We start from the raw sequence: 15,643 nt of genomic DNA on the forward strand, positions 1-15,643 counted from the left end.
TTAGAATAGCATAGCTCGCGGCAGGAAAGTTACCCCGGAGCGCGCTGTGTCTATACTGCCCAGCTTTTATGCCACGCTTCTGCCAGCGCATCATTTCGCTTTTCCAGCAGCACGGACTCTGCCCCCTGCCAGCGGGCGAAACGGATAACAGCAAGACACACATCGTCCAGCAGACGCTTAATGCCGATCATTTAAGGATCGGTTGACCGATCCGGTTTATGCGGTAAAAAGGGTTCTATGTTCATCATGGAACCCTTTTTAAATGGAACTTTCCCAGGCCCTCGGCATCATCAATGCCGCCACTCCTGAGCGCGCCCGTAGTCTCGCCGACCTTATTCCTCCCGAGCTTATTCAGCAGGCGCTCACCCTGACCGATACCGTTACTTTGCGTAAACGTAAACTTTCCCTCGAATCCATGATTTGGCTTGTCGTTGGGATGTCCATTTTTTGCGATCGTCCGATGACCGAAATCGTCAATCTGATGGATATTACTGACCGGACCGGAGCTCCTTTTACCGCACGCAGCGCTGTCATTCAGCGCCGTAAGACTCTGGGTGAAAATGCAGTGCGGGAGCTTTTTGATATCACACAGCAGCACTGGAATCAGCAGGCTGCACATCCAAAATGGCACGGTCTGAATCTGTTTGCTGTCGACGGCGTGGTCTGGCGTACCGCCGATACGCCGGAAAACAGAGCCGTCTTCAGTAAACACAGCAGCCAGTACGGCGAAGGCGGCTATCCTCAGGTGCGAATGGTTTGTCTGATGGAGCTGAGCAGCCATCTGATCGCCGCCAGTGCATTCGACAGTGAAAAAGTCAGTGAAATGCGGCTGGCTGAACACCTGACGGAGAAAACCCCGAATAACAGTATCACCCTGTTCGATAAGGGATTTTATTCGATGGGTCTGCTTCATCACTGGCAGACAGCAGGAGAACACCGTCACTGGTTGTTGCCGTTGAAAAAACACGTACAGTATCAGGTGGTTCGCCGTTTGGGGCGTGGAGATGAACTGATATGCCTGAAAACCAGTCCACGAGCCAGGAAGCAATGGCCAGGGGTCCCGGAAGAAATGGTGGCAAGACTGCTGACCCGCAGGGTAGACGGTAAAGAGAGGCAGGTGCTGACGTCACTGACAGACCCGAATCGCTATCCGGGTAAAGATATCAGCGAGCTATATCGCCACCGCTGGGAAATAGAACTGGGCTACCGGGAAGCAAAGCAGGGTATGCTGGACAGCCGGTGGACATTACGCAGTCGCCTGCCGGAGCTGGTGAGACAGGAGCTATGGGGGGTACTGCTGGCTTATAACCTGGTGCGATATCAGATGGTGCAGATGGCGTTCCATCTGAAAGGAGATTACCTGCCTTACCAGCTGAGCTTCAGTGGAGCGATAAGCGAAATAATCCGGATGCTGATAACCCTGCCCTGGGCTTCGCCGGGAAAAATGCCGGGAGAACTGAGAACCCTGTATGAACAGGCGAAATGGCTTGTGTTACCGGGTAGAAGAGAGCGAAGTTACCCGAGAGAGTTGAGGGTAAAGAGCAGGAAATATCCGGATAAAAAGGTTGCTGGTCACCTTAAGTGTACTAGCTCAGACCTGATCTGACAGTTACCGGTTATTTATACAGGTGTCTGTCAGATTACATCTGGTTCAGATTTTTTTCTGCCCAGACTCGTTTACCATCAAGTAACGTGGCCATTGGCGTACGCCCGCAGCACATTTTTCCCTGATGAGTTCGCTCATTATTGTAATGCCACAACCCGTTGTCCAGATCCGTTTGCAGGCTCTCCAGGTCTTCGTATAACTTCTTACGGAACGTAACCTGATAAAAATCCTGCAAAATAGTTTTATGGAAGCGCTCGCAGATGCCGTTCGTCTGCGGAGACATCGCCTTCGTTTTTGTATGGTCGATATCGTTGATGGCCAGATACAGCTGGTAATCATGCTGCTCCACCTTACCACAGTACTCCGTTCCCCTGTCGGTCAGGATCCTCAGCATCGGCAGTCCCTGAGCCTCGTAGAACGGCAGTACGCGATCATTGAGCAGGTCTGCGGCGGTGATCGGCGTTTTACTCGTATACAGCTTGCAGTGTGCCACTTTCGAGTACGTATCCACGAACGTCTGCTGGTAGATACGACCCACACCTTTCAGATTGCCCACGTAGAAGGTGTCCTGCGACCCGAGATAACCCGGGTGAGCAGTTTCGATTTCTCCGCTGGCCTCGTCATCGTGGGCCTTCTTCTCCAGCGCTGCGATTTGAGCGTCGGTAAGCACGATGCCTTCTCTGGCGACCTTTTCCTCAAGTGCCTTCAGGCGTTTACGGAAGTTCTCCAGGTCGTGCCGTTGCCAGATGGAGCGCACGCCGCTACCGGAGATAAACACGCCTTTTTTACGCAGCTCATTACTGGTCCGGTGTTGCCCGTGGGCCGGGAACTCAACGGCATATTCAACAACAGCGCGTTCAGTGGCTTCGTCGGCGCGGTTCTTCAGGTTGGGGACGCGGCGGTTCTGGTTAATCAGCGCATCGATGCCGCCTTCAGCAGCCAGTTCCTGATAACGGTAAAACGTGTCGCGTGACACGCCCATGATCTTGCAGGCTTTTGATACGTTACCGAGTTCTTCGGCGAGATTGAGCAGGCCGGCTTTGTGTTTGATGATGGGATTGTTAGTATGAATCATGAGAGTTACCTCGCGTTTTGTTTAAGGATTAGACACCCATATCAAAACCGGTAACTCTCAACCTTTCAAGGTCCAGTGTCAGATCAAGTCGCGACTAATACACCTTAAGTGACCAGCATTAAGCAGACGCTGACCGATCTTTACCTCTGGTTGAAGCCAGAATTGCTTGATCAGCAATGTTTTTTCTTTACGCAGCATTTTTGCATCCAGCCACCCTCTCAATGCGCCACGGTGCAGTACGGGCAGAACAAAATAGCCATACTGACGTCTCTCTTCTGGCGTATAGCATTCCAGTCGGTAATCAAAATCGAACAACTCGCGCGCCCGTCTGCGGTCCCAGATCAGCGGGTCAAAAGTAGAAAGCAGCGCGGTGTACGTGTCGTGGAGGGTAGACTCAGGGTCTGTCGACTGAGGTTGATACAGATAACATTCACCCATTTTTTCGGCATCGACGCGCACGATCTCGCCAGATTCAAGCCAGTGGCAGAGGGTTTCTTTAACAAGTGCGTTTTTTAAGCGGTAATAGCCAGCAAGCCATTGAGGACGAAAAATGCGCAGACCTGCCGCGCTGTTACACAGCATCTGCTCAATGGCCGCTGCTTCATCCAGGGTATGCAGTACATCATTCCATTCCGGCATAATATTCTGGCGCAGATCGTATACACGCTGAAAATTCTGCCTCTCTTTGACCATCAGTTCTCCCGCGCTGAACAAATTTTCCAGATGACGCTTTTGCGGCTTCCAGGCCCACCATCCTGGCTTTTGCCCTGATGGCGCAGAAAAATCGGCGGACTTTACCGGTCCATTCCTGGCAATATGGTCGAGTAGCGCGCTAATTTCATGTTGCCAGGCGGCAATCCATTCCGTGTCATATTTCCAGCCGGGAAGGCGCGGGTTCAGCATCCGGTGGCGAAACAGGGCATAGTCTTCAATGGATATAAAACAGGCCTCATGCGCCCAATACTCAAACAGTCTGCCGCCTGAAAGGGCCTCGTCCAGCCAGTGTGGCGGATAATCGCCCAGCCGACTGAACAGCACCAGATATGGGCTGCGAGCCACGACGTTGATGCTATCAATTTGTAACAAAGACATTCGGCGAATGACCGCGTTCAGGTCATCAAAACAGGCTTTACGTCGGACGGGACGCAGCACCCCCTGGGCAGCAAGTTGCAGATGACGCGCATGACGAAGAGAAAGAGACAAAACAGGCATAACGCACCATCAAAGAAAGAAGCATTAAGTTGAGTGTTAACGACTATTTGACCCGAAGATCAACAATACGCTCAAGCAAATCATAAGCGGCTGGCTCGGGCAACTGCGCATCAACAGGCAAATACCACCAGTTGGCTAAGGCAAAAGGTCGTGCCTTTACCGCGTCCTTTTCCGTCATCAGCAATGTCTGATCGGGCGCAACCAGAGAAGCAAGCTGCGTTTGCGAGTAGTCCTGATGATCGGCAAAGGGCACTTCTTTTATCGGTATCAGCCCTTGCTGGTGCAGTGTGGAGAAAAAACGCGGGGGATGACCGATACCGGCCATCGCCACGACAGCGTTCAGCATATCAAGCGCGCAGGTTTCACCCGTTTTAAGATTAACCGCACGACCGGGAACCAGTCGCATTGGTATCTCACCCGCCAGGGCTTCGCCTCCATTGGTAATAATGCTATTCACGCTGCTTAGTCGCGATGCTCGTTCACGCATTGGCCCCGCAGGAAGCCACCAGCCATTGCCAAAACGGCGCTTGCCATCCACGACCACGATCTCAAAATCTCGCGCCAGAGCATAATGTTGCAGGCCATCATCAGTGATGATGACATCAATTTCCCCACCAGCCAGTAACGCCTGCACGGCATCTTTTCTGTGTGGAGAGACGGCAACCGCCGCGCCAGTGCGCTGATAAATCAGTACTGGCTCATCCCCTGCCTCCCGGGTGGAGGTCTGTTCGTTGAGCAACAATGGATAACGTTCAGCTTTGCCTCCGTAGCCGCGTGAAACCACGCCCGGCCGCAGGCCTCGCTGTTGCAACGCCTGAACCAACCAGATAACCACAGGAGTTTTACCGTTGCCGCCAGCGGTGAGATTTCCCACCACCACCACTGGCACCGCTGCCCGCCAGCTCTTACGTAAACCCAGCAGGTAACTGAAACGAATCAGATTAGAAACAAGTCCGTACAGCCAGCTCAACGGCAGCAAAAGCAGACAGAGTACTGAACGCCCACTCCAGAGTTTCTCAATCATTGCCAAACTGCATTTTGTGCAACTGCGCGTAGGCACCCTTGTGCGCCAGAAGCACCTTGTGGCTTCCCCGTTCGACGATGTGACCGTCTTCAACCACCACGATCTCATCTGCTTTCTCAATGGTGGAAAGGCGGTGAGCAATAACCAGCGAGGTGCGGTTTTTTTGCAATTCATCAAGCGCGGCCTGAATGGCGTGTTCCGATTCGGTATCTAACGCGGACGTCGCCTCATCAAGAATAAGGATTGGGCAATCACGTAACAATGCGCGTGCAATAGCAATACGCTGACGCTGACCACCAGAAAGTAACACGCCGTTTTCACCAATAACCGTGTCGAGGCCATTGTCCATTTTTTTAATAAAGTCCATGGCATGCGCCATTATCGCAGCTTTCTCAATGTCTTCACGGCTGTAGTGCTCTGCCCGTGCATAGGCAATATTGTTGGCGACGGTATCATTAAAAAGATGAACATTTTGCGAAACCAGCGCCACCTGGTTGCGTAATGAGCGCAGGGTATATTCCCGCAGGTCGTGGCCATCTATTAATATTTCACCCTGCTGTATATCGTAAAAGCGCGTCATCAGACTGGCGATTGTCGATTTCCCCGAGCCAGATCGCCCCACCAGCGCCACGGTTTTTCCTTCAGGGATAGACAGATTGATATTCTGCAGGGCCGGAACGTCGCGTCCCGGATAGGTGAAGGTGACCTGACGAAATTCGACGTCGCCTTTTGCACGTTCGATGGTTCGACTGCCACTGTCCGTTTCCTGCTTGCTGTCGAGAATGGAAAACAGCGTCTGACAGGCTGCCATACCGCGCTGAAATTGCGCATTGACGTTCGTCAGTGATTTTAACGGACGCATCAGCGCTATCATCGAGGAGAAAACGACCGTAATCGTACCTGCGGTCAGTGTCTGCATCACACTGGGGAAGCTTGCCGCATAAAGGATGAAAGCCAGCGCCAGTGAGGCAATAAGCTGAATGATCGGGTCGGAAATGGATGATGCGGAAACCAGTTTCATTCCCTGTTGGCGCATGCGGTTGCTCACGCGATCAAAGCGTTCGCTTTCGATCTCCTGTCCACCAAATATCAACACTTCTTTATGGCCTTTTAACATCTGCTCTGCACTGGTGGTGACTTGCCCCATCGTGTTTTGCATATTTTTGCTGATGTTACGAAATCTTTTAGAAACATAGCGGATGGCGAATGAGACAACTGGTGCCAGAACAATCAAAATAATTGATAACTGCCAGCTGTAATAAAACATCATGACGAACAGACCGACAATGGATGCACCTTCGCGTACCACGGTGACCAGCGCACTTGAAGAGGAGGAGGCGACCTGTTCAGAGTCATAAGTGATGCGTGAGAGCAGCGTCCCGGTTGATTGCTGATCGAAAAAAGCGACCGGCATTCCCATCATATGACTGAACAGACGACGACGCATCGACATCACCACGTTGCCTGAAACCCACGAAATAAAATAACTCGATATATAGCTTGTTACGCCTCGTACCAGCATTAAGCCGATGACTGCCAGCGGCATCCAGAGTAATACGGAAGGGTCTGCTTTGCCAAAACCATCATCAAGTAACGGTTTGAGCAATGACATCATTAATACATCACCCGCAGCGTTAATGACCAGTGCTACGGAAGATACGATTATCCCTGTCTTAAATGGCTTGATCATCGGCCAGAGACGGCGGAATGTCTGCCAGGTGGAAAGATCTTTATCCTGATGCATTATTTAACCAGTTTAATTGAAATAGCCGCATATTCTACCTGGAATAACGTGGCACGCCAAACCACTGATGATACCAACGGGGCAATATTTGCGCTCTTAAACCCTCTACCTGCCAGTAAGAGGAGAAAAATTGTACGCTAATCTGCCCGTCCCTTGCGGTATCAAACCAACGATAGCGATAATCCTTATAACGCTGAATAACGCGTTCAGCAGGCAGCTTCCACGCATTGTAACGTGCGACAGAGGCCAGCGCCACGCTTCCTTCCACTGCCCTTAGAAAAGGAGGTGAAGAAGACGTTCCACTGCCATGGTGAGGTACCTGCAGCACATCAGCTTTCAGATCAGAGCGGTAACGGCTAACCATTTTTAGTTCTGCAAGTGATTCCAGATCCCCTGTCAGTAATACGCGCCATTTCCCATCACTGACCATAATCACGCACGATTGATTGTTCACAGAGAGCGCTTCCCCTTGCACAGGCCAAAGCACTTCAAAATTTATCGACTGCCATCGCCATTTTATGCCGCGATGGCAGGGCAAATGCCCGCCCCTTCCTGTTTCACTTCGTAACAGCGTATCCGGAAACGCTTTCTGCAAACTTTCCAGCCCTCCCGTGTGATCAAGATGATTGTGGCTGAGAATGATTTGCTGCACTTCAAGTCCCTGCCATTTAAGCCATGGCAGGATTTGTCGGGTTGCCTCATCACCACCTTCCCAACGATTACCTGTGTCGTAAACGACCGCTTTCCCATCGCGCGAAATAATTACCGATAATCCGTGACCGATATCCAGCATATCTACCCGCCATTCAGGCAAACGAACGGATAAATGCCAGTAATAAAAAGCAATGCAAAGCGCCAGCAAGGATGCCGGAGAACTTCTTAGCCATCCCAGACGACCCGCTACCACCAGCATCCATACAAATGCGCTAAACCACAAAGCCTGATAACTTACCTGCAGCCAACCCGCAGGCAATGTAGCGAGCGGGGTAAAAACCAACAGCAGCGTTTTATCAGCCAGCCACCAAAAAAACTGGCTGACAGGCGTAAATAGAGTGAAGACTATGGCGCTGAGGATTAAGGGAACGGTAAGGAAGGTAACCAGAGGTACTGCCCATAAATTAGCAATAAGGGCGCTAATACTGATCCCATGGAATATTTGTATCTGTAATGGCATGAGCAGCAGGAATATAGCGAGCTGCAAATGAAGGAGCTGCAATAATAACCAGCGTTTTTTTGCGGCAAACCGTTGGGGGAGCGGAAACCAGTGATACCAGAACAACAATCCTGCCACCGCCATGGCCGACAACCATAAACTATCGGAAAGAATGCTCAATGGATCGAAGAAAAGGATAAACCCAATACAAATCCGCCATACCTGCCAATTGCTACAGCATATTCCGCGCAGTCGCAGAATGCCCCAGACGCTCAGAGCCACTATTGCTCGTACTGAAGGTGGCCCCCATCCTGAAAGCCAGGTGTAAGCCACTGCTACAAGGAGACCTGAAATAAGTGGAAAGCGGTAGCCAACCCAATGGACAGGAAAAAACAACTGGATAACACGGGTCAGTAGCCAGCCAAAACTGGCTGCCAGACTGATATGCATTCCAGATATGGCCATAAGGTGAGCCGTTCCTGTCTCTCTCAACAGCTGGTTCACTACAGCGTCTATATCACCTCGTTCACCAAATGCCAGAGCGGAGAGAATGGCATGCCACGCCAGATTGCCGTAGTTTTCTTTGCTTTTGACAATAATGTGATGACGCAAGCCACAATCTGTGTTTATCGATTGAAAAGTCAGTATTTTTCCATTCATCGGCACGGCATTAGCGACAGAAAACTTTTGTGAATCAAATCCGCCTTCATTCAGTCTGGCATGCACGACTCGCAGCTTCAGTCTCATTTTCCAGCGCTGCCTCGCACAAAATGATACATCATGGTCAGGCAGGCTGACCGTTGCACGCACTGGAGGAAATATCATCTTGTCTGATACACGAACAACGCGCAGCGTCATTCTTTCCGATTGAACATGCTCTATTTGTACGGTTGCTTCTAGTGGGCGAGCAGTGAAAGCCTCCGTTTGTTGCAGCAAAATTCTCGCTGGTGATACCACCCAGATAAACAGCAGCAGTGGTATAGCCAGCTCCCGTAACCATCTGGCACGGGCTGAACGTAAAACCATTGCTCCCGCGATGAACCACCAGTCATATTTAGCGTCTGGTAAATGGGGAAGCATATTGAGTGGCAGTGTCGCGATGATAACCCACATCGCTAATCTGCTAAGACTGTAGGGCATCGCAGACACTCCTTTTTATTTCAGAGAGTGTGCAGCAATCATTGCGGAGAAACAGTATGGAAAGTTGATAAGCCAGAGAAGAGCCGCAACAGTATTATGTAATCTTTCAAAACGTAATGTTTTTTGCGGGCCTGCTTGCGATTAGATCATTCCTATCCGGTAATTTTCTCAACCTTGTCTGATTGAAAACTCAGGTATAGCCGTGCCGGGAGGTTTATGTTCGCGTAAAAAACCACCTGCATAGCAGGTGCCATTGATTTCGCCCCACAGGGGCGCACTAAGTCCAGACTCAGAGAGCCTTCCCTTCACACTTATTTCAGTGGAAGCTGGCTCTCTTCAACTTCATGTTTTTCCTGATACTTCACGTACTTTCTTATCATTTCTTCGTTTGTACCTACGGTATCGACACAATAACCTCTTGCCCAAAAATCATTCCCCCACTGCTTGTTCTTACGCAGGCAGGGAAATTTACTGAACAATCGAAGGGCTGTTTTACCCTTTAAGTCGCCTGTTACATGGGAAATCGAAAGCCGTGGAGGCACTTTTACCCGCAAATGGACATGGTCTGTCTGGTCATTCAGCTACACTACTTCTATCCCGGGCTGCTCACCTGAGATCCTTATCTGCCCACCAACATTGTTCCTGAGGATGCGAAACCGGTACCTGGGTGTCCATACGATATGATATTGACAACACCAGAACACATGAGATGCTTTCTGGAATCTACTCATGGTTAAATCTCTGGCAGTTATAGGGATAACAGATTCGGATTTTCCCATGAGTAGCATGACTGGCAGAGTCAACTTATTGCTGACCACCTCCACAGAAGGTGGTGTTCATGCAGGGGTAAAAAACCACGCAAAAGCGTGGTTCTGCATGTTTAACATCACATTGTCAGCTGACAGCATTCATTAGCCGTAAATGTTTGCACGATCTCGTAACTCTTTACCTGGCTTGAAGTGAGGAACATACTTTCCTTCCAACTCCACTTTGTCACCCGTTTTAGGGTTACGACCAGTGCGAGGAGCACGGTAGTGTAAAGAAAAACTGCCGAAACCCCGGATTTCAATGCGTTCGCCCTGCGCTAACGTAGCCGCCATATGCTCCAGCATTTCTTTAACCGCATCCTCAACGAATTTCGTCGGTATATGAGAGTGCTGTCCAGCAAGTCTTTCAATCAATTCTGACTTGGTCATGAATCCTCCGGTTAATCCCTGTAATGGAAAAGGCTCGACAGTAACAGCCAATTAAGGACAACCTGCGCTGCCCTCGTTAAACACGCTATTACTCGCCTTTAGCTGCTTTGAATGCTTCAGCCATAGCGTTAGAGAAGTTACCTTCTTCCTGTTTAGCGTTCACAGTATTGATGGCTTCTTTCTCATCGGCCTGATCTTTAGCACGAACAGACAGGCTAACAAGGCGGTTTTTACGGTCAACGCCAGTGAATTTAGCTTCAACATCGTCGCCAACGTTCAGAACCAGTGTCGCGTCTTCTACACGATCAACTGATGCTTCTGAAGCACGCAGGTAACCTTCAACGCCATCAGCCAATTCAACTGTAGCGCCTTTAGCATCAACTGTAGTGACTTTACCGTTAACAATCGCACCTTTCTTATTCAAAGAGATGTAGTTGTTGAACGGGTCTTCTGCCAGTTGTTTGACGCCAAGGGAGATACGCTCACGCTCCGCGTCCACCTGCAGTACAACCGCGGCAATTTCGTCGCCTTTCTTATATTCACGTACCGCTTCTTCTCCGGTTGCATTCCAGGAGATATCAGACAGGTGAACCAGACCATCGATGCCACCATCCAGACCAATGAAGATACCGAAGTCAGTGATAGACTTGATTTTACCTTCAACGCGGTCGCCCTTGTTATGGGTTTCTGCGAACTGCTGCCATGGATTAGATTTGCACTGCTTCAGACCCAGAGAGATACGACGACGTTCTTCGTCGATGTCCAGAACCATAACTTCAACAACATCACCAACATTAACAACTTTAGATGGGTGAATGTTTTTGTTAGTCCAGTCCATTTCTGAAACGTGTACCAGACCTTCAACGCCTTCTTCGATTTCAACGAAGCAGCCGTAATCAGTCAGGTTAGTCACGCGGCCAGTCAGTCTGGTGCCTTCAGGATAACGTTTAGCAATAGCGACCCATGGATCTTCGCCCAGTTGTTTCAGGCCCAGAGATACGCGGGTACGTTCACGATCAAATTTTAGCACCTTAACAGTGATTTCATCGCCAACATTGACAATTTCGCTTGGATGCTTAACACGCTTCCATGCCATGTCAGTGATATGCAGCAGGCCATCAACGCCACCCAGATCGACAAATGCGCCGTAATCGGTAAGGTTCTTAACGATACCTTTGACTTCCATGCCTTCTTGCAGATTTTCCAGCAACTGATCGCGTTCTGCGCTATTTTCAGATTCAATAACCGCACGACGTGAAACCACGACGTTGTTACGTTTCTGATCCAGTTTGATTACTTTGAATTCCAGCTCTTTGCCTTCAAGGTGCAGAGTATCACGCACCGGACGCACATCCACCAGAGAACCAGGCAGGAAGGCGCGAATGCCGTTCAGCTCAACAGTGAAGCCGCCCTTGACTTTGCCGTTGATAACACCAGTAACAGTTTCAGCGTCTTCGTAAGCTTTTTCCAGCGTGATCCAGGCTTCGTGACGTTTAGCCTTTTCACGAGACAGAAGCGTTTCACCAAAGCCGTCTTCAACTGCATCCAGCGCTACGTCAACTTCGTCGCCGATCTGGATTTCCAGTTCGCCAGCTGTGTTCTTAAACTGCTCCGCAGGAATTGCAGATTCAGATTTCAGACCCGCATCAACCAGCACGACGTCTTTGTCGATAGCGACAACAACACCACGAACGATGGAACCCGGGCGGGTTTCGATTTCTTTCAGGGACTCTTCAAAGAGTTGAGCAAAAGATTCAGTCATATTGATAATCTTATGATTCTTCAATTTAACGTCCACCTGACATCCTGCCGGGTGGGGTTGTTTCACATACCCGATGACATCCATGTCACAGGGTTAAAATACATTATTTACTATCAAGCTTTTCGTGTAGGTATTCGAGCACAGTTTTAACCACCTGCTCAATTGACATACCCGTTGAATTCAATACCAGCGCATCAGCCGCCGGGCGCAATGGCGCTACCGCTCGATTGCGATCACGTTCATCGCGCTCTTTTATCTCGGATAAAAGGCGCTCAAAGTTAACACTAAAGCCTTTCTCCTGCAACTGCAGCACTCGTCGGTGGGCGCGTTCTTCTGAACTGGCGTCAAGAAAAATTTTAACCGGCGCATCCGGGAAAACGACGGTTCCCATATCACGCCCATCGGCGATCAGGCCAGGTGACTCACGAAACGCTCTTTGACGACGTAGCAATGCTTCACGAACACGAGGAAATACCGCAACTTTTGACGCGGTATTGCTGACATTCTGTGTACGAATCTCACCTGATACGTTTTCGCCCTCAAGGATTACTTCCATCTCACCTTTTTCTGAGACAAACCGCACGTCCAGGTGAGCTGCAACTGGCACCAGCGCTTCTTCTGAGGTGATATCAATTTGGTGGTGCAAGGCAGCGAGCGCAAGCACACGGTAAATCGCGCCAGAATCTAACAAATGCCACTGCAATGCTTCAGCTATCGCCTTACACAAAGTCCCTTTGCCTGCACCGCTCGGGCCATCAATGGTAATCACCGGGGCTAAAGCCGTCATGTCATTCTCCTGTCGGTGTGGATCCGATTAATCTGCTCAGACAAGTATCTACGCGCATTATACGCTTCAATAACCGCAATCGTTACCCCTAAGCATCAGCAGGGCTGAATTAATCGTCTTTTAATACCGGCCTGGAGAACATTTTTCAGACAGGCACACCGCTTACAGGCAGTGGGCTTACGGGTTCAGGCAAAATGACTGATACGCGCTAACTGTTCAAAGTAATCGGGAAAAGTTTTGGCCGTACATTTTGGATCGAGAATTGTCACCGGCGAATCGGACAGCGCCACCAGTGAAAAACACATTGCCATGCGATGATCGTTGTAGGTGCCAATCTCGGCATATTGAAGGTTTTCCGAGGGGGTTATGCATATGTAGTCATGCCCCTCTTCTACTTTTGCCCCTACCTTACGTAGTTCCGTAGCCATTGCGGCCAGACGATCGGTTTCCTTTACCCGCCAGTTGTAGATATTACGCAGCACCGTGGTACCCGTGGCAAAAAGTGCGGTTGTGGCAATAGTCATTGCGGCATCAGGAATATGGTTCATGTCAAAATCGACAGCATGGAGTACGTTACGTGAACAGGAGATATAGTCATCACCCCATTTCACCACGGCACCCATTTTCTCAAGAACTTCTGCAAAGCGAATATCCCCTTGCATACTATTACGTCCGATACCCGTTACTTTCACGGTACCGCCTTTAATAGCCGCCGCAGCGAGGAAATAAGAGGCAGAAGAAGCATCGCCCTCGACAAGGTACTCACCGGGAGCGATGTAATGTTGACGGGCAGTGATATTAAACGCACGGTAATTTTCATTCTCAACAGAAATACCGAAAGCTTTCATCATATTGAGGGTAATATCGATGTAGGGCTTCGAGACCAGTTCACCTTTGATAATTATTTTTGTGTCGTTTTGAGCAAGCGGTGCAGACATTAGCAATGCGGTGAGAAACTGGCTGGAAACGCTGCCATCAACGGAAACTTCACCGCCGTTGAAACCACCCTTAATGCGCAGCGGTGGATAATTCTGCTGTTCAAGATATTCTACTTTGGCCCCCCCCTGGCATAAAGCATCAACAAGGTGGCCAATCGGGCGTTCTTTCATTCGGGGTTCACCCGTCAGAACAATGTCATTATCGCCCAGGCAAAGCACAGCAGCCAAAGGGCGCATAGCCGTACCCGCATTACCTAAAAACAGTTCCAGAGGCTTGTCCGAATGCAACGGCGCGCCTTGTCCAATGACTTCACATACCGTGTGATCATCAGACAATCTGTAGCTCACACCCAATATCTTGAGCGCATTGAGCATATGCCGTACATCATCACTGTCCAGCAAATTTGTCAGGCGCGTTGTACCTTTAGCCAGTGCAGCCAGCAGTAACGCACGGTTAGAAACACTTTTGGAACCAGGCAAATTAACGGTGCCTTCTACCAATACTACAGGCTGTAACGTCAGAGATTCCTGCATGTAAAAATCATTCTCCAAATATAAAGCAATAAAACCTCGCAGCATCGCGAGGTTTCAGGTAAATCAGGATATTACTCCCGGCTTAACCATGACGACGTTCAAAGTCGATCATAAAATCGGTAAGCGCGCGTACACCTTCAATTGGCATAGCATTGTAGATTGAGGCACGCATGCCCCCGACAACACGATGCCCCTTGAGCGCGTGTAAACCCGAAGCGAGAGATTCTTCCAGAAAGAGCTTATCCAATGCAGAATCCGCTAACTGGAACGGCACATTCATTCGAGAGCGGTTAGGGACGGCAACGTCGTTCCTGTAGAAACTGCTTTTATCGATTACACCGTAAAGCAAGTCAGCTTTCGCCTGATTACGTTTGTCCAGCGCGGCCACCCCACCTTGCTGTTTCAGCCATTTAAATACCAAGCCCGAGAGGTACCAGGCAAATGTTGGTGGAGTATTGAACATTGAATCGTTATCACTCAAAACCTGATAATTCAGTATTGAAGGCAGCATGTTATGCACCCTGCCTAATAAGTCCTCACGTACTACAACCAGCGTAAGACCTGCAGGCCCAATGTTTTTCTGAGCCCCGGCATAAATCAAACCGTAACGATTAACATCAATTGGCTGGGAAAGTATTGTCGATGACAGGTCGACTACCACTACCTTGTCGCCGAAGTCAGGTTCTTCGTGAATAGCAATACCATCAATCGTTTCATTCGGACAGTAATGTACATAAGCCGCTTCAGCAGAGAGCGACCAACGGCTCATTGGCGCAATGGCACGAAGCCCATCAACTGTCGTTTTAGCATCAATGATATTTGGCGTGCAGTATTTAGCCGCCTCTTTTATTGCGCTTTGTGCCCAATACCCGCCATCAACATAATCTGCGACGGTATGGTTCCCTAGCAGGTTCATCGGAACCGCCGCAAATTGCGCCCTGGCACCACCATGACAGAACAGGACTTTGTAATTTTCTGGAATTTTTAGCAAATCGCGAAAGTCTTTTTCAGCCTCTTCAGCAACCTGAAGAAATTCTTCGCTACGGTGGCTGATTTCCATGACGGATGTTCCCAGCCTTTGCCAGTTACAAAGCTCCTGTTGAGCACGTTGTAATACTTCAACCGGCAGCATTGCCGGACCAGAGCTAAAATTGAAAACCTGACTCATTTACCCTCACCACTTTCAGAATAATCAATTTCGATTCTGCAATCGGTTTTATCACTGCCTTCGAAGAGCTGCAATATTTTATCCGATAAACCGACCAGTTACAGGTGAGCTTGCACAACAGTTTGCAACCTGACCTGCAATGTTCGCGATATTTTGCGAAACGGTTTCAGTTAACACACTATGTCCCCTGACAGAAATATAAAAACACGGTCAGAATAGCCCTGATCAATTTTTTGTACCGGATAGCACACCTCACCTAAACCCCGTATCATTACAGGTTTTCGGTATAACACTAACGAGTGAG

Annotated in this window: 12 protein-coding genes and 1 pseudogene; 1 reads left to right on the forward strand and 12 read right to left on the reverse strand. The window is 49.5% G+C overall.

Features of this window, described 5'->3' with window-relative positions; translation table 11 throughout:
• Positions 1 to 50: 50 nt before the first annotated feature.
• Positions 51 to 191: a hypothetical protein gene (locus LU633_RS15620; RefSeq protein ID WP_016189659.1), complete on the reverse strand. Its 141-nt coding sequence runs from the start codon at positions 189 to 191 to the stop codon at positions 51 to 53.
• 71 nt (positions 192 to 262) lie between these two features.
• Here LU633_RS15620 and LU633_RS15625 point away from each other — a divergent pair, with 71 nt between their 5' ends.
• Positions 263 to 1,606 carry an IS4 family transposase gene (locus tag LU633_RS15625; protein ID WP_046371940.1) on the forward strand — a complete coding sequence of 448 codons (1,344 nt, stop codon included), beginning with the start codon at positions 263 to 265 and terminating at the stop codon, positions 1,604 to 1,606.
• A 34-nt stretch (positions 1,607 to 1,640) separates the two neighbouring features.
• On the opposite strand, the gene LU633_RS15630 is transcribed toward LU633_RS15625, so the two are convergent.
• The 11 genes and pseudogenes from LU633_RS15630 to serC all read right to left on the reverse strand — a co-directional run bounded on the left by LU633_RS15630 (position 1,641) and on the right by serC (position 15,339).
• The gene (locus LU633_RS15630; RefSeq protein WP_046371791.1) at positions 1,641 to 2,681 is read right to left on the reverse strand and encodes an IS481 family transposase; all 1,041 of its coding nucleotides are present in this window, start codon (positions 2,679 to 2,681) and stop codon (positions 1,641 to 1,643) included.
• Positions 2,682 to 2,759: 78 nt separating this feature from the next.
• A complete protein-coding gene (locus LU633_RS15635; protein ID WP_052734699.1) occupies positions 2,760 to 3,893 on the reverse strand; it encodes a winged helix-turn-helix domain-containing protein in 1,134 nt (377 codons plus the stop codon).
• Between the two features lie 43 nt (positions 3,894 to 3,936).
• Positions 3,937 to 4,917, reverse strand: a complete 981-nt coding sequence (gene lpxK / locus LU633_RS15640) for a tetraacyldisaccharide 4'-kinase (RefSeq protein WP_016189661.1) — start codon at positions 4,915 to 4,917, stop codon at positions 3,937 to 3,939.
• Positions 4,910 to 6,661, reverse strand: a complete 1,752-nt coding sequence (gene msbA / locus LU633_RS15645) for a lipid A ABC transporter ATP-binding protein/permease MsbA (RefSeq protein ID WP_016189662.1) — start codon at positions 6,659 to 6,661, stop codon at positions 4,910 to 4,912. The genes lpxK and msbA overlap by 8 nt, the downstream gene beginning before the upstream one ends.
• 34 nt (positions 6,662 to 6,695) lie before the next feature.
• Positions 6,696 to 8,954, reverse strand: coding sequence for a ComEC family protein (locus LU633_RS15650; RefSeq protein ID WP_016189663.1), 2,259 nt, complete (start codon positions 8,952 to 8,954; stop codon positions 6,696 to 6,698).
• Positions 8,955 to 9,265: 311 nt separating this feature from the next.
• A pseudogene (gene tnpA / locus LU633_RS15655) lies at positions 9,266 to 9,685 on the reverse strand (IS200/IS605 family transposase).
• A gap of 180 nt (positions 9,686 to 9,865) precedes the next feature.
• On the reverse strand, positions 9,866 to 10,150 hold the full coding sequence (gene ihfB, locus LU633_RS15660; protein WP_016189665.1) for an integration host factor subunit beta: 285 nt from the start codon (positions 10,148 to 10,150) through the stop codon (positions 9,866 to 9,868).
• An 88-nt stretch (positions 10,151 to 10,238) separates the two neighbouring features.
• Complete coding sequence (rpsA, locus tag LU633_RS15665; RefSeq protein ID WP_016189666.1) at positions 10,239 to 11,912, reverse strand: 30S ribosomal protein S1; 1,674 nt, start codon at positions 11,910 to 11,912, stop codon at positions 10,239 to 10,241.
• Between the two features lie 103 nt (positions 11,913 to 12,015).
• Positions 12,016 to 12,699 (reverse strand): (d)CMP kinase, encoded by a 684-nt coding sequence (gene cmk, locus LU633_RS15670; protein WP_016189667.1) that lies wholly within the window; start codon positions 12,697 to 12,699, stop codon positions 12,016 to 12,018.
• A gap of 185 nt (positions 12,700 to 12,884) precedes the next feature.
• Positions 12,885 to 14,171: a 3-phosphoshikimate 1-carboxyvinyltransferase gene (gene aroA / locus LU633_RS15675; protein ID WP_016189668.1), complete on the reverse strand. Its 1,287-nt coding sequence runs from the start codon at positions 14,169 to 14,171 to the stop codon at positions 12,885 to 12,887.
• 82 nt (positions 14,172 to 14,253) lie between these two features.
• Positions 14,254 to 15,339: a 3-phosphoserine/phosphohydroxythreonine transaminase gene (serC, locus tag LU633_RS15680; protein WP_016189669.1), complete on the reverse strand. Its 1,086-nt coding sequence runs from the start codon at positions 15,337 to 15,339 to the stop codon at positions 14,254 to 14,256.
• Positions 15,340 to 15,643: the final 304 nt, after the last annotated feature.

The sequence above is a fragment of the Erwinia tracheiphila genome, from assembly GCF_021365465.1.
In the GTDB taxonomy this organism is placed as follows: Bacteria; Pseudomonadota; Gammaproteobacteria; order Enterobacterales; family Enterobacteriaceae; genus Erwinia; species Erwinia tracheiphila.